At 55.7% G+C, this 22,677-nt stretch carries 23 protein-coding genes; 10 read left to right on the forward strand and 13 right to left on the reverse strand.

The features are described from left to right. Positions 1-31: 31 nt before the first annotated feature. The 4 genes from AQ1_RS07760 to AQ1_RS07775 form a co-directional block, all read right to left on the reverse strand. Positions 32-1,738 carry a methyl-accepting chemotaxis protein gene (locus tag AQ1_RS07760; RefSeq protein WP_042086000.1) on the reverse strand — a complete coding sequence of 569 codons (1,707 nt, stop codon included), beginning with the start codon at positions 1,736-1,738 and terminating at the stop codon, positions 32-34. A 122-nt stretch (positions 1,739-1,860) separates the two neighbouring features. After that, a complete protein-coding gene (gene phbB / locus AQ1_RS07765) occupies positions 1,861-2,583 on the reverse strand; it encodes an acetoacetyl-CoA reductase (RefSeq protein ID WP_042086135.1) in 723 nt (240 codons plus the stop codon). Between the two features lie 60 nt (positions 2,584-2,643). Next, the gene (locus AQ1_RS07770; protein ID WP_042086002.1) at positions 2,644-3,819 is read right to left on the reverse strand and encodes an acetyl-CoA C-acetyltransferase; all 1,176 of its coding nucleotides are present in this window, start codon (positions 3,817-3,819) and stop codon (positions 2,644-2,646) included. A 176-nt stretch (positions 3,820-3,995) separates the two neighbouring features. After that, a complete protein-coding gene (locus tag AQ1_RS07775) occupies positions 3,996-5,156 on the reverse strand; it encodes an alpha/beta fold hydrolase (protein WP_052371100.1) in 1,161 nt (386 codons plus the stop codon). A gap of 193 nt (positions 5,157-5,349) precedes the next feature. Between AQ1_RS07775 and phaR the strand changes: the two genes are divergently transcribed. Then, positions 5,350-5,964: a polyhydroxyalkanoate synthesis repressor PhaR gene (gene phaR, locus AQ1_RS07780; protein ID WP_042086003.1), complete on the forward strand. Its 615-nt coding sequence runs from the start codon at positions 5,350-5,352 to the stop codon at positions 5,962-5,964. Positions 5,965-6,018: 54 nt separating this feature from the next. Continuing rightward, the gene (locus tag AQ1_RS07785; protein WP_150006928.1) at positions 6,019-7,284 is read left to right on the forward strand and encodes an MFS transporter; all 1,266 of its coding nucleotides are present in this window, start codon (positions 6,019-6,021) and stop codon (positions 7,282-7,284) included. Here AQ1_RS07785 and AQ1_RS14480 read toward each other — a convergent pair. The 6 genes from AQ1_RS14480 to AQ1_RS07815 all read right to left on the reverse strand — a co-directional run bounded on the left by AQ1_RS14480 (position 7,223) and on the right by AQ1_RS07815 (position 14,531). Beyond that, the gene (locus AQ1_RS14480) at positions 7,223-7,924 is read right to left on the reverse strand and encodes an ABC-type transport auxiliary lipoprotein family protein (RefSeq protein WP_052371101.1); all 702 of its coding nucleotides are present in this window, start codon (positions 7,922-7,924) and stop codon (positions 7,223-7,225) included. The two genes, AQ1_RS07785 and AQ1_RS14480, sit on opposite strands and share 62 nt — an antisense overlap. Beyond that, positions 7,921-8,868, reverse strand: coding sequence for an MlaD family protein (locus tag AQ1_RS07795; RefSeq protein ID WP_042086006.1), 948 nt, complete (start codon positions 8,866-8,868; stop codon positions 7,921-7,923). The genes AQ1_RS14480 and AQ1_RS07795 overlap by 4 nt, the downstream gene beginning before the upstream one ends. A gap of 73 nt (positions 8,869-8,941) precedes the next feature. Beyond that, positions 8,942-9,754, reverse strand: a complete 813-nt coding sequence (locus tag AQ1_RS07800; protein WP_042086007.1) for an ABC transporter ATP-binding protein — start codon at positions 9,752-9,754, stop codon at positions 8,942-8,944. Next, positions 9,754-10,932, reverse strand: coding sequence for an MlaE family ABC transporter permease (locus AQ1_RS07805; protein WP_052371102.1), 1,179 nt, complete (start codon positions 10,930-10,932; stop codon positions 9,754-9,756). The genes AQ1_RS07800 and AQ1_RS07805 overlap by 1 nt, the downstream gene beginning before the upstream one ends. 106 nt (positions 10,933-11,038) lie before the next feature. Next, on the reverse strand, positions 11,039-12,256 hold the full coding sequence (locus tag AQ1_RS07810) for an acyl-CoA dehydrogenase family protein (RefSeq protein WP_042086008.1): 1,218 nt from the start codon (positions 12,254-12,256) through the stop codon (positions 11,039-11,041). Between the two features lie 172 nt (positions 12,257-12,428). Further along, entirely contained in the window at positions 12,429-14,531 is a 2,103-nt protein-coding gene (locus tag AQ1_RS07815; RefSeq protein ID WP_042086010.1) for a bifunctional 3-deoxy-7-phosphoheptulonate synthase/chorismate mutase, read from the reverse strand. A gap of 389 nt (positions 14,532-14,920) precedes the next feature. Here AQ1_RS07815 and pip point away from each other — a divergent pair, with 389 nt between their 5' ends. The 4 genes from pip (at position 14,921) to AQ1_RS07830 (ending at position 17,661) form a co-directional block, all read left to right on the forward strand. After that, positions 14,921-15,895, forward strand: coding sequence for a prolyl aminopeptidase (gene pip / locus AQ1_RS07820; RefSeq protein ID WP_042086142.1), 975 nt, complete (start codon positions 14,921-14,923; stop codon positions 15,893-15,895). Positions 15,896-16,027: 132 nt separating this feature from the next. Further along, positions 16,028-16,201, forward strand: coding sequence for a hypothetical protein (locus AQ1_RS15290; protein ID WP_161760493.1), 174 nt, complete (start codon positions 16,028-16,030; stop codon positions 16,199-16,201). Positions 16,202-16,246: 45 nt separating this feature from the next. After that, the gene (locus tag AQ1_RS07825) at positions 16,247-16,714 is read left to right on the forward strand and encodes a copper chaperone PCu(A)C (protein WP_052371103.1); all 468 of its coding nucleotides are present in this window, start codon (positions 16,247-16,249) and stop codon (positions 16,712-16,714) included. Between the two features lie 122 nt (positions 16,715-16,836). Then, the gene (locus AQ1_RS07830) at positions 16,837-17,661 is read left to right on the forward strand and encodes a MipA/OmpV family protein (protein WP_161760495.1); all 825 of its coding nucleotides are present in this window, start codon (positions 16,837-16,839) and stop codon (positions 17,659-17,661) included. Positions 17,662-17,667: 6 nt separating this feature from the next. Here AQ1_RS07830 and AQ1_RS07835 read toward each other — a convergent pair whose 3' ends face one another. The 3 genes from AQ1_RS07835 to pspF all read right to left on the reverse strand — a co-directional run bounded on the left by AQ1_RS07835 (position 17,668) and on the right by pspF (position 20,858). After that, complete coding sequence (locus AQ1_RS07835; protein WP_052371123.1) at positions 17,668-19,383, reverse strand: amidohydrolase; 1,716 nt, start codon at positions 19,381-19,383, stop codon at positions 17,668-17,670. 133 nt (positions 19,384-19,516) lie between these two features. Beyond that, positions 19,517-19,777, reverse strand: coding sequence for a hypothetical protein (locus tag AQ1_RS07840; RefSeq protein ID WP_042086012.1), 261 nt, complete (start codon positions 19,775-19,777; stop codon positions 19,517-19,519). 40 nt (positions 19,778-19,817) lie between these two features. Beyond that, positions 19,818-20,858 carry a phage shock protein operon transcriptional activator gene (gene pspF, locus AQ1_RS07845; RefSeq protein WP_042086013.1) on the reverse strand — a complete coding sequence of 347 codons (1,041 nt, stop codon included), beginning with the start codon at positions 20,856-20,858 and terminating at the stop codon, positions 19,818-19,820. Between the two features lie 228 nt (positions 20,859-21,086). Here pspF and AQ1_RS15295 point away from each other — a divergent pair, with 228 nt between their 5' ends. From AQ1_RS15295 to pspC, 4 genes are all read left to right on the forward strand, one after another. Then, positions 21,087-21,251, forward strand: a complete 165-nt coding sequence (locus AQ1_RS15295; protein ID WP_161760497.1) for a hypothetical protein — start codon at positions 21,087-21,089, stop codon at positions 21,249-21,251. Positions 21,252-21,345: 94 nt separating this feature from the next. Beyond that, positions 21,346-22,029, forward strand: a complete 684-nt coding sequence (pspA, locus tag AQ1_RS07850; RefSeq protein WP_042086014.1) for a phage shock protein PspA — start codon at positions 21,346-21,348, stop codon at positions 22,027-22,029. Between the two features lie 12 nt (positions 22,030-22,041). Continuing rightward, positions 22,042-22,278 carry an envelope stress response membrane protein PspB gene (gene pspB / locus AQ1_RS07855; protein WP_042086015.1) on the forward strand — a complete coding sequence of 79 codons (237 nt, stop codon included), beginning with the start codon at positions 22,042-22,044 and terminating at the stop codon, positions 22,276-22,278. Continuing rightward, entirely contained in the window at positions 22,265-22,651 is a 387-nt protein-coding gene (gene pspC / locus AQ1_RS07860) for an envelope stress response membrane protein PspC (RefSeq protein WP_052371104.1), read from the forward strand. The genes pspB and pspC overlap by 14 nt, the downstream gene beginning before the upstream one ends. The last annotated feature ends 26 nt before the right edge of the window (positions 22,652-22,677 follow it).

Genomic DNA, 22,677 nt, shown 5'->3' on the forward strand with positions numbered 1-22,677 from the left:
GCATAGGGAAAAACCCGCTTGCCCGCATCCATCAAACGCTTTTCACCTCATGAAGGAATTTGCGGATTTCCTGATCAAGCTCGGCGCTCGATCCGCTCACCCCCAAAACCGATTGCTTGATCTGCTGCACCGACTGGCGCATCACATCAGCTTTTCCGCCAATATCATCAAGGGTTTGCCGCACATCAGCCGCATCCCCTGCGGCGGCCTGCACATGGCCGGAAATAGCCTCCATCACCTTATTTTGCTGGGCGATTTCCTCGCCGGTTTCTTTTGATAGCTGATCCACCCGTTGGATGATATCGCCGATCTGTTTCACCGCCCCCGACGCTTCGGTGCTCGATGCCTGAAGGCTTTGGATATGATGATCGATATCGCCCGTGGCTTTCGCCGTTTGCGCCGCCAGCGCCTTCACCTCATGGGCAACCACGGCAAAGCCCCGTCCGGCTTCACCCGCACGGGCCGCTTCGATGGTGGCATTCAGCGCCAGTAAATTGGTTTTCTCGGCAATATCGTTGATCAATGCGGTGATGCTGTTGATTTCTGACGCCACCTTGACAAAGTCATCAACCGAGATCATCGCCCGGCGCACCCGATCCGCCGCGCCGCTCACTTCTTTGTCCGCCACAGTCTGGCGCTGGGCAATGGCGGCAATCGCCTTTGACAAGCCCGACATCTCATCGGCAGCAGCTTTCACCGCATCCGAGGCATCTTCGGATAAAGAGGCCGCCTTCCCAGTGCCATCACCCATGATTGTGGTAGTTTTCTCGATATGTTCGGCCATTTTTTGCAGGCTATCCATGGCTTGGGTCAGCTCTGCCCGGGTTTTGACCACGGTTTGATCAAAGCCATTGATCAGCTTTTGCAGGGCCCGCTCGCGGCGCACCACCTGCTCGGCCTGCGCCTGTTCCTCATGATGTTTAGCGGTCGCGGCCTGTTCGCGCTCTTCGGCCAGCTTTTGCCGCATCCGGGCTTCTTTCTCGATCCGTTCGCGGTTCTCTGCTTCAAGCTGCATCCGCTCATGCGCGGCGATCTTGAAGCGTTCGAGACTGCGGGCAAAGCTGCCAAATTCATCATGGCGCTGCTGATCGGGCACCTTTACCGCCAGATTGCCCTCGCTCAAGGTGGTGACGGTTTCTTCCAGCCGCATCAAGGGCCGGGCGATCATCACCGCATTCCAAATGCCATAAGCCGCACCTAAAAACCCGGAAAGACAGGCAAAAGACACCAAAATCACCACAATCTTGCTGTTCAAGGCATCTACGGGATGATCCAGCCGCTGGGATTGGACGAAAAATTGCGCCGCGATCGGCTCAAGACGGCGGGCAAGGCCATCTTTTGCCCCCCGATCATCAAAAGAGCGCAGATGCGCCAGCATGGCGTCGGCACTTTCAACCGTGGCGCTGCAATTTTGGGCGATCAGGGGCGATCCCGCCAGCCGCAGAAAAAAGCTGATCGGCCCTTCTTCCATCAAGGCTCGGCATAAAGCGCCGCTTTCCCTGATTCCGGCCAAGGGGCCATCGGCCTGCATCAGCGCCTGCGGTGCCCCTGGCTGGCTGGGCAGTTCCGCCAATAGCTGTTCGATGCGGCGGGCCTGATCAAGATGCTCGAAGGTCAAACGATGAAGAATACCGCCATTTTTCAGGATCTGAACCGCGATCAAAACCAAAAAAGAATAGAGTAGGATCGAACCCGCCACAGCGAATAAACGCCTGCGCACATTGAAGATAGATGTCATACGCACTCCAGTCCGGGGCCGAGCCAATCCTTATGTGCGGCCACCGAACTGAAAACTTAAGGGCGCAAAAGCTAAACAAAATTTAAATTCAGCCCTCACGCCCTGTAAAGTTATTGCGATCATTAATACATATGCTGGCCACCATTAATCGATAAAGTTGATCCGGTGACAAAGCCTGCATCTTCCGTCACTAAAAAGAGCACACCCCGGGCGATTTCCTCGGCCTTGCCAAGGCGGCCCACCGGCACTTTAGCGACGATTTTTTCCAGCACCGCCTCGGGCACTGCCGCCACCATATCCGTATCGATATAGCCCGGAGCAATGGCATTAACGGTGATATTGCTGCGCGCGCCTTCCTGGGCCAAAGCCTTGGTAAAGCCATGGATGCCCGATTTGGCGGCGGCATAATTCACCTGACCATATTGCCCGGCCTGCCCATTGATCGAGCCGATATTGACGATGCGGCCATATTTGCGATCCCGCATCCCGCCAAATACGGCATGCGACATATTAAAGCAGCCGCCCAGATTGGTATCGATCACCTGCTGCCACATCTCATGAGACATTTTATGCATGGTGGTATCGCGGGTGATGCCGGCATTATTGACCAGCACATCCACCGGCCCCAGATCCTTTTCCACCTGCGCACAGCCAGCGGCACAGGCTTCGAAATCCGCCACATCCCATTTATAAACCTTGATCCCGGTTTCTTCATTGAAACGGCGGGCCCGTTCATCATTGCCGGCATAATTGGCGGCCACTTCAAAGCCATTGTTTTTCAGCATTTTGGAAATGGCAGCACCGATACCACGGGTGCCGCCGGTAACGATTGCAACTCTTGACATGATCATCTCCCCTCAGGGTTGTTTGTTGGGTTTTTTAAAGAAAAGCCAGTGATTGAAAGATCAGGGACGCTCCACACAGAGCGCAATGCCCATGCCGCCGCCAATGCACAAGGTGGCAAGGCCGCGCTTTGCATCACGCCGGGCCATTTCTTGCAGCAAGGTCACCAGAATCCGGCAGCCGCTGGCTCCGATGGGATGGCCAAGGGCGATGGCCCCGCCATTCACATTCACCTTATCGGTATCCCAGCCCAGATCCTTGTTCACGGCACAGGCTTGCGCGGCAAAGGCCTCATTGGATTCGATGAGATCGAGATCCGATGCCTTCCAGCCCGCTTTTTCCAAAGCCGCCCGGCTGGCAGGAATGGGGCCGGTGCCCATCACTTCGGGATCAACCCCCGCCACCGCATAGCTGGCAATCCGCGCCAAGGGGGTGATCGACCGGGCTGCGGCCTCATCCGCCGACATCACCACAACCGCCGCCGAACCATCATTGATCCCGCTGGCATTGCCTGCTGTTACGGTTCCGTCACGATCAAAGGCCGGACGCAGCTTGGTCATCGCTTCCAAAGTGGTGCCATGGCGGGGATGCTCATCGCTGTCTACCACCACATCGCCCTTGCGGGTTTTGATGGTGATGGGGATGATTTCATCCTTGAACCGCCCGGCTTTCATCGCGGCTTCGGCTTTTTGCTGGCTGGCCACCGCAAATTCATCTTGCTGATCGCGGGAAATCTGCCAGCCTTTGGCCACATTTTCCGCCGTGGTGCCCATATGATAGCCATGAAAGGCATCCCAAAGGCCATCGCGGATCATCGTATCGATGAACGAAAGATCGCCCATTTTCTGGCCATTGCGCAGATGCGCCGCATGGGGGGCGAGGCTCATATTTTCCTGACCGCCCGCAATCACGATGCGGCTATCGCCGGTTTTAACCGCCTGCGCCGCCAAAGCCACCGCCCGCAAGCCCGAACCACAGACCTGATTAAGCCCCCAGGCCGTGGTTTCCTTGGGCAACCCGGCTTTGATCGCGGCCTGACGCGCCGGGTTCATCCCCTGCCCGGCGGTGAGCACCTGCCCCAGAATCACTTCGGAAATATCCGTGGGCTGCAGGGCGGCCCGTTGCAAAAGCGCGCGGATGACCTGTTCACCCAGTTCATGCGCAGGAACGCTGCTCAGCCCGCCATTAAAAGCACCGATAGCAGTGCGTGCGGCGGCCGCAATAACAATATCAGACATATAAGCGATACTCCTTCATTAAACGATGAACAGGCCCCATGGATGCGGCCTTCTTTTTTGACAGATCAATCCTAGAATGGCACGCCTTGGGCGCAGATCAAAGACCCTGATTGCCCACAATTTCGTTGATTTTCCACAATTTCCTGCGGATTTCCCGGTTACATTTGAAACCATTGTCAGCCTTGCAGCCATTTGGACAAAGGCATCCATAAATCCGTGCGCGCCCGGCGCCCCACGATCATCCCCACATGGCCGCTTGATGGCCGCACCAGATGATCGGGGTGGAAGCCCGCGACCAGACCAAGGGCACTTTGCGGTGGAACGATGCGATCATTTTGCGGCACTGCACAAAAAACCGGCCCGGCATAATCGCGCGCCGAAACCATCTCGCTCCCCATCTGCCAGCAGCCGCGCATGGGGCTATTGAGCACATACCAATCGCGCAAAACCTCTGTCGCTGCCGGACCGGCCAAAGGCGGGCCTTCATTCAGCCAATCTTCCAGCGCCACGAACAGGCGCGCGTCCGGCCCATCCTGTGGCATTCTTGCGAAGTGGGAAAATTTCCTGAGGGCGGCATCGGGGCTTAATGAAATAAAAAAGCTCTGGATCAGGTCCATCGGGGCCTCCCCCAGATGCGCAATCAGGGGCAAAAGGGGCATCGCCATCCGGGCCAGCCCCTGATGCACCGCACCATCAGCATGAAAATCCCATGGGGCCGCCAAACAGGCCAAACGCTCCACCGCCGCCCCGGCGCGCCCGGCTGCGGCCAGGGCCAAAGTGCCGCCCATGCAATAGCCGATCACCGGCACCGGGCCGCCCCATGCTTCGACCAGATGATCAATCATCTGATGGATCCGCGCGCAATAATCGGCCAGCCCAAAATCATGCTCCATCGCGCCGGGCGCCCCCCAATCCAGCAGCATCGGCGCAAAGCCCTGATCATATAAAAAACCGGCAAGGCTGTTATCGGGTAAGAGATCCAATATCGTAGGGGGATTGATCAGTGATGGCACCAGCAAAACCGGCTTGCGAGAGGCCGGGGTTTGCCCCTTCTCGTCTTCGCCGCCAGAAGATTTCCGCCGCGCCGCCGCGATATCCAAAAGGCTGCTTTGACCGATGGGATGGCGACGTACAAGCCCGCTATCAGGCCGCCGAAAGGGATGCGCCCGCCATAAATCAATGCCCTGAAGCGCCAGGGATAATTGATCTGTTCCATTCTTATCCCCCGCAGCGGGATTTTTGGCATGGGCCATCATCGCCGCCGCGCTCATCATCGCCAGATGCAGACCCAAAGGCTTTGGCCCCGCCCGCAAAGGTGGCTGTTTGCCCCTGGTCATGCTGCACCCCCTTGCCCCATGATCATATTTTTGTTGCGCAGCAAAATGGCCTTCGCACCTGCATCAAATTAACACTTGCCATCGGGCGGTGCTCCGTTGCAAAATCATGGGGTGGCATCTGTGAAATGCCAAGCGATTGAAAAGGCCCAAAATGGGCTTTTGTCTTTCATTCATCCCCATAACAGGCAGTTTCATGGCGCAAAAAAAATCCGATAGCGATCTTGTCATCATCAAGAAATACGCCAATCGTCGTCTTTATAATACCGAAACATCAAGCTACGTCACCCTTGATCATCTGGCGCAATTGGTGCGCGATGGCCGGGATTTCGTTGTGCGCGATGCCAAATCCGGCGATGATATCACGCGATCCGTGCTGACCCAGATCATTTTCGAGCAGGAAAGCCGGGGCCAGGAAATGCTGCCCATTCCTTTTCTGCGCCAGTTGATCGGTTTTTATGGCGATCGCCTGCAAACCATGGTGCCGGGCTATCTGCAATCATCGATGGAAAGCTTTTCGCAAAATCAGGATCGCATCCGCCAGGCCTTTGAGGGCAGCCTCAATCCGGTGCAAACCCTGTCGATCATGGATGAAGCCGCCCGCAAAAACATGGCCGTTTTCGAGCAGGCCCTCAAGATGTTTAATCCCTTTGCGGAAAGCCAGGGCACGTCGAGCAGCCAAACCGGCGAGCCCAGTGGCGGTCAGGAGCAATCAGGCAAAACCACATCCGCCGCAGACAACAAGATTGATCATCTGGAACAGCAATTGGCCATGATGCAAAAACAGCTCGATGATATGCGCAGGAAATAAAACCATGGCCCAGGCGGCCTTTTGCAGGGCATCGGATCGTTTCATGATGGCCTTATGGTCAAAGGCTTTATGAGCCCGGCCTTTGTTTTGCTTTTATGCCTGTTCATCGATCTGGTGGGCTTTGGCATCATCCTGCCGATCCTGCCCTTTATCGTGCAATCCTTTGGCGGCGGCGAGATGACCGGCGGGCTTTTGTTCGGCATTTATGCGGGCATGGCGGCTTTAAGTGGTCCTTTATGGGGGCGGCTTTCTGATCGTATCGGGCGTAAGCGGGCCTTGATGATGACCCTGTTCGGGGCCGGGATTTCCTATGTGGTTTTAGGGCTGGCCCATTCCCTGCTCATGGTGTTTATCGCCCGCGCTTTATCCGGGGCAATGGCGGGAAATGTGGGGGTGGTGATGGCGGCGATGGCCGATCTCACCCCCAATGAAGGCCGAACCAAAGCCATGAGCATGATCGGCGTCAGCTTCGGCCTTGGCTTTGCCGCAGGGCCGGGGCTTGCTGCCCTTGTGGCGAGCTTTGCCGGAGCCGATGCTTTGGCATTATCCGCCTTTGCCGCCGCGGCTTTGAGCTTTACCGCCAGCATCCTGGCCCTCACCCGCCTGCCATCGGATTCCGCCCGGCATGATCCCGCCCACGCTGATTCCAACCGCCCGGATTCTTCCCGCCATGATGATGAGCAGATCATTCGCTCTCGCCGCTTTCTTGATTTTCTGCGCGGCCCGGAAAAGGGGCTTTTGATGCTGCAATTCGTGATCGCCTCTGCGGCCCAAAGCATGATCTTTGCCATGTCGGGCTTTTGGGCCAATGCGGTATGGGGCTGGAACGAACGGCAGGTGGGCTTTTTGATGATGAGCGTGGGCCTTGTGGTGGCGTTTCTCCAAGCCTTCGTCGTGGCCCGGCTGGCTGACCGCTATGGCGAAATCCGCACCTATATGATCGCCTTATCGGCCAGCATCACTGGCTGCATCATGGTTTTGACCCTGCCCCAGCATCTGATCGCCGTGCTCATCGCCTTTCCCCTGATGATGGGAGGATTAACCCTCTATTTCCCGGTTTTGAACAGTTTGGTCTCCCAGCGCAATGCCGCCCATGTGCAGGGCGCGGCTTTGGGGCTGGCCAATGGCTTTTCGGCTATCGGCCGGGTGATCGGCCCCACATTAGGCGGCGGGCTGATGATGCTTTATGGCCCTAAAGCTCCCTTTTTCGCCGCCATGGGCTTTACCTCATTGGGGGTTTTATGGGCCATTCGCGAAATCAGGCGGGTGCCCCGCGCGCCGTCTCCACCGCGCCGGCGATCCAGGAAGACAGGTCTTTAGTCATCTCATCAAGGGCGGCATTATAGGCCGCCACGATATCATCGGGCTGGTTTGATGCCGCCGGATGGCTCGCCTTGAAATGGCGGCTGCCCAAAAGATCGGATGACAAGGCATCCACAAGGCTTGCCAGCAGCGTGATTTCGATGGTCAATCCATCGGATGTCCTGTGCGCATCGAAGCGGCGCAGATCCATTCGCAGCCGATAATCCACCGGCAGATCGATATTGAAATTGCCCACCGCATCCAAAGCCGGACCATTATCGATGGAGCGCGCCAGATAACGCTGCAATAATTGCGGTGTGCGCTCCTCCCAGCGGGCATCGGCCAGATATTCAAATCGGCGATTATCCCGGCTGATGGCAATGCGCACCGTATCCAGCGCCCCCGATAGCTGCGGTTCTTCGATATAGATCAGCGGCACTCCACCCCGTTCATCCGATAAAAGGGGCAAAGGGTCCAGCCCGTAAATCGCCAAAGGCGGCCCGCTTGGCCCTAAATTCACCAGCCCGCCGCAGCCCGAAAGCCCCGCCATGATCCCAAGGCCCATGAAAAGCCGGGCAAGGCCCTTGGCCGATGAAAGCCCATGGCGATGGCGCTTGCCAAGATCTTTTTCATGATGGCCCAAAATGCCCATGATCATTTTTCATCCCCCCGATATTCGGGCTGTTGCCCACCAAAAAGCGCCTCGATCGGGCGATCTTCAAATTTCTGAACCACCATATTGAGCCGCATGGTCAGCCGCCGCAGATCGCCGATCATCCGGGCCACTTCGGGCAGGCCGGTATTCACAAAGCGCGAAACGCCCTCGCGATTATCGGCCACTAAAAGCGTCAGTTCATCGGCCAGGGCATCTGCTGATCGGGCCATTTCCGCAGCGTCTGCAAAGGTGCCGCGCACTTCATTTTGCATCAGGCCATCGGTGGTTTCGGCCAATCTGGTAAAAGCCTGAGCGGTTTGTTGAAAATCACGCACAGCTTCATCCACCCGCACCAGAACGGCATCGATTCCATCGGCCCGGGCGGCCAGTTCGCCACTCAGCATTTCGATATTTTGCAAGATATTGGCGACCCGCATTTGGGTATCCGGCCCCAAAAGCTGCTTGATATTATTGACCACCAAAATGGCTTCATTGATCAGATTGGGCGCTTCTTCAAAAACCTGCTGAATAGGCGAGCGTTCCGAGGGGATTTCCGCCAGTTCGCGGCCTTCCAGCGGTTTGATATCCTCGCCTTCCTGACCGCCGCTGATCTGCACGAAGGCGATGCCGGTAAAGCCCTGCAATTCAAGGCGGGCCATACTGCCATCCAAAATCGGCACATCAGATTCGATCCGCACCAAAACCCGCACTTTCGATGGATCAGCGCGGGGGATCGAAATATCCAGAACCGACCCCACGGGAACCCCATTCAGCCGCACCGCGCTGCCTTCGTTCAAGCCCGCGACCGAACCCTCGAAAAAAATTTCATAGCGGGTATATTGCTGATCCACATCAACCTTGGCCAGCCAGATGACAAAGGCAAAAAGCCCCGCGATCATCAAAAGCATGAAAAGGCCGATAAGCAGATGATGTGCGCGTGTCTCCATCAGATATCTCTTTCAAGCTCGGATAACAAAGCCGGCCAAAGCAGCAGGAAAAGCCGACAAACGAGCCCCGAATTCAGCGCCCACGGGCTTTTTGCGCCGCGCGGGATCGGGGGCCATGGAAATAGTCTTTCACCCAAGGGTGATCATAGGCAAGCAATTCATCCACAGTACCGGTGACGATCACCTTTTTTTCCGCAAGAACGGCAATCCGGTCACAGCTTGTGAACAGGGTATCGAGATCATGGGTCACCAAAAAAACAGTGAGCCCCAAAGTATCGCGCAAAGACAGGATCATTTCATCAAAAGCCGCAGCCCCGATGGGATCAAGCCCGGCGGTGGGTTCATCCAGAAACACCAGATCGGGATCAAGGGCCAGGGCCCGGGCCAAACCCGCCCGGCGCTTCATGCCCCCTGATATTTCCGATGGATATTTCGGCCCGGCATGGGCCGCCAGCCCCACCATGGCAATTTTATAGGCGGCGATTTCCTTCATCAGGCGGGGCGAAAGATCGAAATATTCGCGCAAGGGCACCTGCACATTCTGCGCCACGGTGAGGGATGAAAACAGCGCCCCTTCCTGAAACAAAACGCCCCATTCCCCGCGCGCTTCCTTCATTTCCTGTCGGCTCAGGCCCGCCTGATCCCGGCCAAAAACCTTGATCTTTCCGGCATTGGGCTTATGCAGGCCGATGATCGAATGCAGCAAAACCGATTTGCCGGTGCCCGATCCCCCCACCACGCCGAGAATTTCCCCGCGCCTGAGATCAAGATCCAGACCATCATGGACCACAAGGCTGCCAAATTGATTGCGCAGGCCACGCACGGAAACAACCAGATCATCATCTGGCGCATTCTCATTGGATTTCAGGCTCTTGTCCTCAGGCATCACCAGCCGATCGTTGTAAAGAAAATGGCAAAAAAGGCATCGAGCACGATAACCAGAAAAATCGATTCCACCACCGCCGTTGTGGTATTTTGACCCAAAGATTCCGCCGTGCCCTTGGCGCTCAGCCCTTGAAAACAGCCACTGATCGAAATCACTCCGGCAAAAAACACCGATTTGATGAGGCCGATATAAAGCTCGCTCAATAAAGACAGATCGCCCATCCGGTTGAGAAATTGAAAAGGCGCGATATCCAGAGTCACCCAGGCCATCAACCCGCCGCCCAAAAGCCCCATCACATCGGCAAAAAAGGTGAGCAGGGGCAAAACCAGCGCCATGGCCACGAAACGCGGCAAAACCAGCACATCAATGGGGCTGATCCCTAAGGTTTTGAGGGCCGCCACTTCTTCGCGCATGACCATCGATCCGATCTGCGCGGCAAAGGCACTGCCCGAACGCCCGGCAACGATGATCGAGGTGAGCAGAACCCCCAATTCCCGCAAGACCCCGATGCTGACCATATCCACAACCAGAATTTCAGCCCCGAATTGTCGCAATTGCACCGCGCCCTGATTAACGATCACCGCCCCGATGAGGAAGGAAATCAGCCCCACAATGGGCAGGGATCTCAGGCCCACCACCTCCATCTGATGAACCAGCGGATTGAGCCGAATGCGCGAGGGATTGAGGATGGAATCGAGAATGCGGGCAAAAACATTGCCCAGAAACGACAGCAAAGCGCCAAAATTGGTCACCAATGACACCGTAGCCAGCCCGATTTCCTCGATTAATTTGAGCAGACCCGGCTCTTCGGGGGGTTCGATATCGCACGCCACATTGCTTTTGATGATCTGGGCAAGGATCCGTTTCTGGCGCTCATCCCGAAAGCGGAAATCAACGGTGATCTCATCTTTCTCCAATTGGGTTTGCAGGCGATATAAAAGCCACGCCCCCACCGTATCGAGCCCGGTCAAAGCCGTGAGGTCGATCTCCGCCTTGCTTTGGGTCATCGGTTTCACACCGGCAACGATCTCTTCCAATGCATTGGCCTGCGCAATCACCCAACGCCCACAGGCCACAAGGCGCAAAACATCGCCCCGCCCATCCAGATCAAGGCCGGGACGATCAGCACTGAGACGATCATGATCCTGATTTTCAGCGCTGGGCGCAACTCTGTCCATGGAACTCACGGTTTATCCATTTTCGGTGCCATGAAACGAGCTTAGCGCGCCCAGCCGATATTTCCAATGCAGCAGTTGCCCGCCGCATCATTCCTTCATCCGCCGATCAGCGATTGGCCCCGGTGTGCTGCACCGCTTCAAGCTTGGCGATCTGATTGCGATGCACCTCATCAGGGCCATCGGCCAAGCGCAGGGTGCGGGCCTGCGCATAGGCATAGGCAAGGCCGAAATCATCCGAAACCCCGCCGCCACCATGGGCCTGGATCGCCCAATCGATCACCTCGCACGCCATATTGGGGGCGGCCACCTTGATCATGGCGATTTCCTTTTTCGCCAGCTTATTGCCCACCTCATCCATCATCCAGGCGGCTTTCAGGGTCAAAAGCCGGGCGCTATCGATGCGGATGCGGGCATCGGCAATGCGTTCCGACCAGATGCTTTGGCGCAAAACCGGCTTGCCAAAAGCTTCGCGGGCGGCAAGACGGGTGCACATTTTTTCCAGCGCGCGTTCTGCCAAACCGATCAGCCGCATACAATGATGAATCCGCCCCGGTCCCAAACGGCCCTGAGCGATTTCAAAGCCCCGGCCCTCACCCAAAAGCATATGATCGGCGGGCACCCGCACATTGGTGAAGGTCATTTCCGCATGGCCATGGGGGGCATCATCATAGCCAAAAACCGGCAGCATCCGCTTCACCTCAACGCCGGGCGCATCCATCGGCACCAGAATCATCGATTGCTGGCGATAGGGATCGCTGTGATCAGGCGATGATTTACCCATGAAGATCAATATTTTGCAGCGGGGATCGCCAGCACCCGATGTCCACCATTTGCGGCCATTGATCACATAATGATCGCCATCACGCAGGATGCTGGATTGAATATTGCGGGCATCGGATGAAGCCACATCGGGTTCTGTCATCGCAAAGGCGGAGCGGATTTCGCCAGCCAAAAGCGGCTTCAGCCAGCGTTCCTGCTGGGCGGGCGTGCCATAGCGTGTCAGCACCTCCATATTGCCGGTATCGGGCGCCGAGCAATTAAACACTTCGGATGCAAAGAACGAGCGGCCCATTTCTTCGGCCAAAGGGGCATAATCGAGATTGGTTAAACCGGCCCCCTGATCGCTTTCGGGCAGGAATAAATTCCACAGCCCTGCGGCCTTCGCCTTGTCTTTCAGCTCTTCGATGATCGCCAAAGGCTGCCAGCGATCACCGCTCGCCACTTCGGCAAACATATCGGCTTCACGCGGATAATAATGCGCATCCATGAACGCGCGCAGGCGGGCGAGAATATCCTTGCAACGGGGCGAATAGGCAAAATCCATGATATGCGATCCTCAAAGCCATGTGACTGTCCCCATTATCGGCCCTGCCCGCCGGGAAAGCCACCGCCAAAAACCGGAGCCTTTTCTATAATTCCATCCCCCCGCAAAAAAACCGGTCGGCGCAAGGCGCACCGGCCGGTTTTTATCTGTGATCAATCTGCCCCGGCCCTGATCAGGCCAGTTCTTCCATCATCTGTTCAAACATCGGGAAGGTGAGTGCCTGCGGGCCATCCGACAAGGCTTCTTCCGGCTTGGGATGGAATTCCACGATCAGGCCATCCGCGCCCACGGCTTTGGCCGCCCGCGCCATGGGGATCACCATATCACGCCGCCCCACCGCATGGCTGGGATCAACGATCACCGGCAGATGGCTCATTTGCTTGAGCAAAGGCACCGCAGACAGATCGAGGGTATTGCGGGTCGCCGGCTCGAAGGTGCGGATGCCCCGTTCACACAAAATCACCTGCTGATTGCCTTCCGACAGAATATATTCCGCCGCCTGCAATAATTCATCGAGGGAGGCCATCATGCCGCGCTTCAAAAGCACCGGGCGATGGGTCCGCCCCACCAGTTTCAACAGCGGGAAATTCTGCATATTGCGCGCCCCGATCTGCAAGATATCGGAGTGTTTGGCAACCTCGAGCACCTGATCGGTGGACAGCACTTCCGTTACAATCGGCAGGCCATGGCGATCCCCCGCCTGTTTCAAAAGATCGAGCCCTTCAAAGCCCATGCCCTGAAAGCTATAGGGATTGGTGCGGGGCTTGAAACAGCCGCCGCGTAAAAGTGTGGCCCCATTCGCCCGCACATGTTCGGCACAGGCCATCACCTGCTCTGCCGATTCCACCGAGCACGGCCCGGCAATCACCGTGAAGCCTTTGCCGATGCTGGCCGATCCCACATGGATGACCGTATCATCGGGCTTATGCTGACGGCTGGCGAGCTTCCAGCCCTTGGGCGCAGCCGCCACCGGGGCGGCATCGGCTTTAGCCTTTTCCGGGGCCTTTTTGGTGGCGATTTTTGCGGCTTTCCCCGCTGCCAGATCCACCGCCTGCACATCATGGCGCAATTGATCGGGCGATATTTCGGTGGGGGCCACATCTTCGGAGGGATAGCAGCCGAGCACTTTCAAAAAGCGCGTGCGCCGGGCCAGATCATCGAGGGCAGCGCGGACCTCGCTATCGCGGGCATTACCCAGAAGGTCGATATAGAAAAGCTCTTCCCATGGATTGCCATGGAGGGGACGGGATTCGAGCTTGAGCATATTGATCCCATGATTGCGGAAGACCAACAGGGCATCCACCAAGGCCCCGGGCTTTTGATCCACCGAAAGCACCAGCGTGGTTTTGGCGGGCACGCTTTCGGGTACAATGGCAGGGGTGCGCGCCACAATGATGAAGCGGGTGTGATTCTGGCGCTGATTGGCCAGATCGCTTTTAATGTCATATAAACCCCATAGCGCCCCGGCTTCACGCGAGCCAATGGCCGCCGCTTCAGGGCCGGCATCCGCCACCCGCTCCATGGCGTGGGATGTGCTTTCGCAATAAACGATTTCCACATCGCCAAGACGGGCGAGGAAATGGCTGCATTGGGCATGCACCTGCGGATGCACATAAAGGGCTTTGATCTGCTCGATCTTCTGATCGGGATCGGCGGCGAGCAGGCAATGCTCGATCTTGTGCGTCACCTCACCCACGATGGAAAGACCGGTGTGCTGCAACAGATCATACACATCATTGATGCTGCCTGATGTGGAATTTTCGATGGGCAGAACGGCATAATCCGCCTCGCCGCTTTCGGCCTTTTTGAAAACGCCATCAAAAGTATCGCAGCCCAGTTCCACGATCTTACCTGCCCGCCGAGCAAAATATTTCTGGCACGCCGCCTGACTATAAGACCCCGCCCCGCCAAGAAACGCCACCCGCTTGAGCTTGCTGCCATCCTCGGCATTTTCCCGGGCATGCAGGCTCGCCTGCTGCAACAAAACCGAATCCTCGATAATGCCCTGAAACAATTTTGTTACCAGATGCGCATCAAGCCCCAGATCACGGCCCCGGCGGATCATCGACACAAGGCTTTTGCGTTCCTGGGATGTATCGCGCACCGGTTGGCCGCTTTGCTGTTTGGTTTCGGCGACTTTGAGGCTTAAACCGCGCCGGGTGGCCAAAAGCTCCAGCAGCTTTTGATCGACATCTGAAATTCTGGCGCGGGTATCATCCAGCCCAATGCTCGCATTTTTGCCGTGGACTGGCTCTTTCGTGGATGGCGTGCTCATGATCTGTGGTGTCCTTCACATAAAAAAACCTCCCGGGGGTTCCGGGAGGTTTGCTCGTTTCAAAGATGCTGTGTGCTGATCAGCAGCCGAACGGATTCGCAACCTCCCGGATGGGGGGTGTAAAAAAGAACCCAAAATAAAAGCTGCAGATTTTTCTATTCATAGGGCATCCCTATCCCCATATCCACGCAATGTCAATAAAACTTTTCGCCCTTTCACGCAACAACCGGTCATTTCCTTGATCGCAGGGTTTTTTTATGGCTGATTGGTCATGAGATACAATGTCGTTAAATCCTCATGACCAAATGGTGTTTTTGTATAGGACCGAAGCTGATATTAAGATGACGATGTGATTGAAATCAATTGAACCAGGCGCACATATTATGGATATGCCCAGATCAGACCAGCGCAGCCTTTACCCCCCGATTGCCTGCTATGACACAGGATTTCTCGATACCGGAGATGGCCATCGGCTTTATTATGAAGAATCGGGCCATCCCAATGGCCTGCCGGTGGTTTTTTTGCATGGCGGACCGGGGGGCGGCACATCGCCGGTGCAGCGGCGTTTTTTTGATCCCAAACGCTATCGCATCATTTTATTCGATCAGCGCGGCTGCGGGAAATCTGAGCCTTTCGCCAGTCTTGAAGCCAATACAAGCCATCATCTGATCAAAGACATCGAGCATTTGCGCCAAAGCCTTGGCATTGATCGCTGGCTGGTTTTTGGCGGATCATGGGGCAGCACGCTGGGGCTTCTTTATGCCCAAAAACATCCCGAGCATGTGATCGGGCTGGTTTTGCGCGGTATTTTTCTGATGCGTGAAAGCGAGATCGATTGGTTTTATCGCTGCGGCACCAATGCCATTTTCCCCGAAGCCTGGCAGGCTTTCATCGCGGATATCCCGCCCGAGGAACGGGGCGACCTGATCGAAGCCTATTATCGGCGGCTGACATCGGATGACGAGCATATCCAATTAAAAGCCGCAAAAGCCTGGAGCCGCTGGGAAAGCAGCTGTGTGACCCTTGTACCCGAGGAACAGCAGATCAGAGCCGCCGACAATAGCCGCTTTGCCCTCGCCTTTGCCCGGATCGAATGCCATTTTTTCAAGCATTTGGGATTTTTGGATCAAAGCGAGGCTATTTTGGCCAATGTTCATCATCTGGCCGCTATTCCCACCATTCTGGTGCAGGGCCGCTATGATGCCATCTGCCCGCCGGTTTCCGCCTTTGAATTAAAGCAAGCCATGCCCCATGCCGATTTAAGGCTGGTTCCAGTGGCTGGCCATTCCGCGTTTGAGCCGCAGATCGTGCATGAACTGGTGAATGCCACCGATCATTTCGCCCGGCTTAACAGGCGCGGCTAGGCCCAATTCCCGCAGGACGACACAGCCGATGAGGCTGGATGATTTTTCCATTGCAAGCCCTGTTGTTTTTTATTGATATTGATTATCACTAGCATATAATATGGCGATCCTGCTTCGAAAGAGATTTCAACCATGCAAATTCTTGGCCTCAGCCCTGCTCAACTTGCGGCCCTCATCAGTTTGGAACAGCATAATCAGGGTTTTGACACTTTAAGACAAAGGCCTGATCTGAAACTGATCACAGGCAACCGAAATCGTCCGCAAAAGCGTCCGAAGAAGCGAGCAGAGATTGCACTCATTCTCTGAATGCGTCAGTCTGATGATCTGTTTATCCTGAGATAAGGAACGATCATGCTGCGCCTTCCCCGCTTTATCCTGCTGCTTGCTTTTGGCAGCCTGTCCCTTGCCGCCTGCTCCCAAGACGAAGCCCCGTCGCAATCTCCGGCGAAAATCGAGATCAGTGAGGCCTGGGCCCGGGAAACTCCACAAGGCGCGCCCAATGCCGCCCTTTATCTGACCATAGCCAATGAAGGCGACATTGATGATCGCCTGCTGAGCGTGGCCACGGATCTTGCCGCCCATGCCGGGATTCACAGCACCAGCGAAGAGGATGGCATGATGCGGATGCGATCGGTTGAAGCGCTTCGCATCCCCGCCCGTGAAACAATCAGCCTTGCCCCGGGGGCTCTGCATATCATGCTGATGGGGCTGGAAAAGCCATTGGTGAAAGGTGATGAAATCAGCATCAATCTGATTTTCGAAGAAAGCGGCGAGCAGATGATCCGCATTCCGGTTCTGGGCATGGGCGAACGGCCCTGATATCGGCTTTTATCCGGCCATGATAATGCCATATGGGTCCGTTTTTATGGATGTGCTTTTTTAGAGATCTTTTAAACGCGCAATAACGTTGATGCGTTCATATGATTTTATCGGAGTTCCTTATGGCTTTTCGTTTTATCGGCGCCCGCTCAATCCAGCAATTTAGCCATTTTGCCCTGATTGCGTTTTTTTTAATCCTTGGCTTTACGCCCTCGGCTCGCGCCCAATGGTTTATTCCCGGCGATCCTGAAGACTGGAATGCGCAATTGGGCATGGGCGCGGCTTTAAGGCCGGATTTTCCGGGCGCATCCAATCATATCATCACCCCGGTGCCATTTATCGATCTGACCTATAAAAAGCGTTTTTTCCTGAATTCAGGGCGGGGTTTGGGCACATTTCTTTATGGCGATAAAAATGGCCGTCTGAAATATATGCTGGGTATCAGTGCGGGCCCCAGCCTTGATAATCGCAGCCGCAATGATATCGCAGGCATGCCCCGCGTGGGGCTGACGGCGGAAGGCCGGGTTTTTGGCGAGGTCTTTTTCGATAACTGGTCGGTGGAGCTGACCCTTTCCAAAGATATGCTGGGCGAAGGCCATGAAGGGCTGACAGGCGATCTGGGCCTTAATTATACCCAAAGGCTGGAAGGCAAAAAGGGCCTGTTTCGGATCGGGCCGCAAATTCGCTTTGGCTCGGGTGATTATATGGATAGCTTCTTCAGTGTCACCGCCGATCAAAGCATTGCATCGGGGCTTAGACCCTTTGATGCCGATGCTGGCCTGCAATCCATTGGCGGGCGCGCCTTTTTAAGCTATCCGCTCTTTGGCAATTGGAATGCGGTGGGCGCAATCAGATATTTCCGTCTGGTCTCTGATAGCGCCGACAGCCCGGTTTCCCTCGATAAAGATCAGTTCGGGCTGTTTGCCGCCATTGCCTATCGCTTTTAAAAAGCTTCAAAGCCCCCCATCAGCCCCCGCAAAGCCCGCATCGCGCCAGATGATTTGGCCATCCACGATGGTCATCACCGCTTTTGTTTTGGGGATATCGGCGAGATCGATGCTCATAATATCGCGTGAAAAAACACTGAAATCCGCGCGCTTGCCCTTGGTGATGCTGCCCAGCTCATCTTCCTGGAAGGCGGCAAAAGCAGGCCACAGAGTCAACATTTTCAAAGCGGTTTGCCGATCAACCGCCTGTTCGGGGTGCCAACCCTCGGCCGAATAGCCCGAAATATCCATGCGGGCCACGGCGGCATAAAATTCGATCATCGGATCGCCGCGTTCCACCGGGGCATCCGATCCGGCAGCAATGATCGTGCCATCGGCAAGCAGATCGCGCCAGGCATAGGCCCCGGCCAAACGCGCCATGCCCAAACGATCGGGGGCAAAATGCAGATCGCCAATGGCGTGGCTGGGCTGCATCGAGGCAATGATCCCCATTTCAGAAAAACGCCCGAGATCCGCAGGGCTGATGACTTGCGCATGTTCGATCCGCCAGCGCGGTTTGGCCACACCGCGATTGTTGGGCGGCACGGCGGCAAAAGCCTGTTCATACCAATCCAGCACCAGCCGATTTGCCCTGTCGCCAATGGCATGGGTATTCACCTGAATGCCCGCCACCAGCGCCTGCTTCAAAAAAGCCAGCGTTTCCGCCTCTTTCATCATTAAAAGGCCAGTGCCATCGGCATCCGCATAGGGTTCGAGCAAAGCCGCCCCGCGCGATCCCAACGCTCCATCCATATAAAGCTTCACCGCCCGGGTACGGATCAGGCCATTCGCCGATTGCTGCGGGCCTTGGGCCATCAGGGCCTCGGCCCCGGATCGTTCGATGGAATTATAAACCCTGATCCCGATCGCCCCCTCATCGGACAAGCGCTGAAGAACCGGCACATGATCGGGCACCACCGACATATTATGCATCCCGGTCCAGCCATAAGAGCGATAAACCGCATCGGCCGCCAGAAAAACCTGCGCCAGATCGCGGTCGCCATCGGCGCTCTCCTCATCCACCACCAGCCCCATGGCGGTATCGATCAGCATGCCGTTGGGCACGCCCGCCTCGTTTTTCAAGATATCGCCCCCGAAAGGCGGCTTTGTTTCAGCATCGATCCCGGCCCCCTCAAGGGCCATGGAATTAGCCACCGCTGCATGGCCATCGGCCCGCACCAGAACAATCGGGCGATCCGTGCTCACCGCATCAAGATCCCCGCGATTGGGAAAGCGCCCTTCCGGCCAGTGGGTTTCAATCCAGCCCCGCCCGATAACAAGGCTGCGATCATCAGCGGGCAGGCTTTTGAGATGCGCCTTGAGCCGCTTTTGCAGATCGCTGATCGAGCTTGTCCCCTCAAGATTGAGGGTTAATTCCCTCAAGCCAATGCCATGCATATGGGCATGGGCATCCACAAAGCCGGGAAACAGGGCCGCCCCCGCCAGATCAATGATCTTGGTTTCATCCGTGGCCAAAGCTTTGGCATCGGCCAAAGAACCGGCATGGATGATCACCCCCTGATCCACCAGAACCGCTTCCACCATGGGCAGGGCATCATCGGCGGTGTGGATCGGCCCGCCATGAAGCAAAAGGCTGGATGCCCGGGCCACCGTCATGCCCATCGATGCAAAAACCAAGGCCGTGATCAGGGCCATGAACAGGCCGATTGCAGCAGTTCGCATCTTTTGTTTCGGGCTTGGCACGTGCTGCATTCTCTGCTCCGCTTCTTTCCTGTCAGGGGGCATCATGGCCCCTAATTCCCAGATACCCATGGTGCCAAGTTTTCCAATGATAGCAAGAATTTTACGGGATGGCTCAATGTTTCCGGTCGCGATCCTCACTGCTATCAGGCCCGCTATCGGGGTGAAACGCCGAGCGGCGCTTGCGCAATCCCCCGATGATCCTGAGCAACGCCACCACCAAAAAAGCCATCACAATGATCAGCAATAAAAAAAGCAGCATCCCATAAATGATGGTTTCCGCCTGTGTCACATCGCTGGCCCCATAGCGCAGATAAAGCCGCCATGCCGCATAAGAGATTCCCAAAGCAGCGGCTGTGATGCCGAAGCGCAGCATAGATCCGGACGGTTTTTTCCCCATAAAGGCCTTTCACGATTTAGAGCAGGCCGTGCTTTTTGGCAGCATGGCGCAATTGATCATAGCTCAGCCCCAGCTTTTGCGCCGTTTCACGCTGATTGAATTTGCACAGACGCAAGGCATCATGCAGCAATATCCGTTCATGATCGGCCACAGCCTGCCGATAATCATAGGGTAAATCCAGCGGTTTTTGAACCGCTTGCCCTTCGTCCTTTTCCTCAGATTGAAGGGGAGCGGGCGCGGAGGGCTTCAACACATCTTCAGGCAGCATGGCCACCGGACGATAGGGCGAGGCGAAAGGATCAAATTGCAGGCGATCTATCGGCTGGTCCGGGGTGCTCCAGCGATAGACCGCGCGTTCCACCAGATTTTTCAGCTCCCGCACATTGCCCGGCCATGGATAGGCCAACAAACGATCCCGGGCCGATTGTGTAAAGCCGGGAAAAGCCGACCAGCCCAGTTCATGGGCCATGGCGCGGCCAAAATGCTCGGATAGATCAAGGATATCATCAGGGCGCGCGCGCAAGGGCGGCACGGTCAGCACATCAAAAGCCAGCCGATCGAGCAAATCGGCGCGAAACCGTCCCTCATCGGCCAAAGCAGGCAGATCGACATTGGTCGCCCCGATGATGCGCACATCCACCGACAGCGTATCCGTGCCGCCCAGACGTTCAAATTCACCATATTCGATGATCCGCAACAGCTTTTCCTGCGCCGCCATGGATAAAGTTGCGATCTCATCAAGAAAAAGGCTGCCGCCATCCGCCTGCTCGAATCGCCCGGCACGCCGCCGCACAGCGCCGGTAAAGGCCCCGGGTTCCACCCCGAATAATTCGCTATCCACCAGCGTTTCGGGCAAGGCCGCGCAATTCAGCTTGATAAAAGCCTGATCCCAGCGCCGGGACAGATAATGCAGCCGCGCCGCGATCAGTTCCTTGCCGGTGCCCCGCTCGCCGATCACCAGAACCGGACGATTGAGCGCTGCCGCTACACTCACCTTATCCATGAGGTCGAGAAAAGCCGGATCACTGCCCAGAATATGAATATCAGTTTTTGGCATGTTTGTCGGGGTTCATAATTTTTACCAATATTCAGTATTTTTTCCATTAATTTAGGATATATCACAAGACCCAGCGAGACCAGAAAAATACCAATATTTTGAATTACCTTATTATATCAATAATTTAACACTTTTTTCCAAAACTGGCACAGGCTTTGCTTAATACGTGATATCGACACAGCAAATCGGTCGATACCGATAGAGCATAAAACAAGGATAAACCGATCAATGAATATCCTGACACATGTGGGGGCCGCCCTTTCCAGCACCGATAGCCTGCAATCCGAAACCGATGGCATGGCCCGGTTTCTGACAAGCACCAACCGCCACCGCGCCGACCAGACATGGGCGCCCCGGCAACGCCGCCGCGATCGCAATCGCCGCAGCCGCTAAAAGCCGCAGCCGCTAAAACCAGAGGCGATGTGAAAAGCGCCCGATAAACCAGCCCGAGTGACGACAGCGAGACAATAAAAAAGGATAATGAACCATGGGTATTTTTTCCCGTTTGACCGACATCATCAATTCCAATCTCAATGCCCTTCTCGATCATGCAGAAGAACCGGAAAAAATGATCCGGCTGATGATTCAGGAAATGGAAGACACCCTTGTGGAGGTGCGTTCGGCCGCAGCCAAAACCATCGCCGATCAAAAAGACAATCAACGCCGGTTGAACCGTTTGATCGAAGCTCAGGCCGAATGGCAGCGCAAGGCCGAACTGGCGCTTTCAAAGGATCGGGATGATCTGGCGCGCGGTGCTTTGCAGGAAAAAGCCAAGCTGGGCGAAATTGCCACCCATCTGCAGGAAGAGCTTGATCATTTAAGCGAAGCTTTGGGGCGTCATGAAGAAGACGCGCTGAAGCTGGAAACAAAATTGCGCGAAGCCAAGGCCAAGAAATCGACCATTGAGGCCCGCTATAAAACCGCCCAGAATAATCTGCGGATCAAGCGGACGCTTTATGATAATCGGGTGGAAACTGCCTTTGAACGCTTCGACAAGGTGGATGCCCGCCTCGACCGCATTGAAGGCGAAGCGCAGGCCCTTGATCTGGGGCGATCAAAAAGCAACAGCCTGGAAGATGAATTTGCCAATCTGGAAACCGAGGATGCCATCGAAGCCGAGCTTGATGCCCTGAAGAAAAAAATCACCCCCAGCAAAAAATCAGCCCAATGATCGGAGCCTCCCATGTCGTTTCTTGAAGTTCCGCTCATCTTGCTCTTCGCCGTTGTCATCCCCTTGATCGTCATATTTCATTATGCAACCGAAATGAAAAAGACCAAGGGGCTGACCGCCCAGGACGAAGCGACATTGGATGAACTGCGCAAGCTTTCCGAAAAGCTTGAAGATCGTATGGAAACCCTTGAGCGCATCCTTGATGATGAAGTGCCAGATTGGAGATCACGTCGCCATGACACGCTTTAGCCCCAACAAGCTTTATAAAGATCCGAAAAATGGCAAGATTCTGGGTATTTGCGCCGGTCTTGCCGATTATAGCGGGATCAAGGCCAATATCCTGCGCGCCGCCCTTGTGATTGGCAGTGTCATTGGATGGTTTGGCCCTCTCCTGGTCGGATATATCGTGCTCTATTTCGTTCTCGATGAAAAACCGAAAGATCTTTACGCCAATGAAGAGGAAGAACGCTTTTGGCGCACCGCCCGCACCCATCCCGATGTGATGGCTGTGGATCTGAAAAAGCGCTTTCGATCCATCGACCGGCGCATCCAATCGATGGAATCCTATCTCACTTCAAAGCGCTTCAAGCTTGATCGCGAATTACGAAGCCTTGAAGACTGAGCCGGACTGTAAAATGATGGGGTGCC

It is taken from the genome of Iodidimonas nitroreducens (genome assembly GCA_000710935.1).
Lineage (GTDB): Bacteria > Pseudomonadota > Alphaproteobacteria > Sphingomonadales > Rhodothalassiaceae > Iodidimonas > Iodidimonas nitroreducens.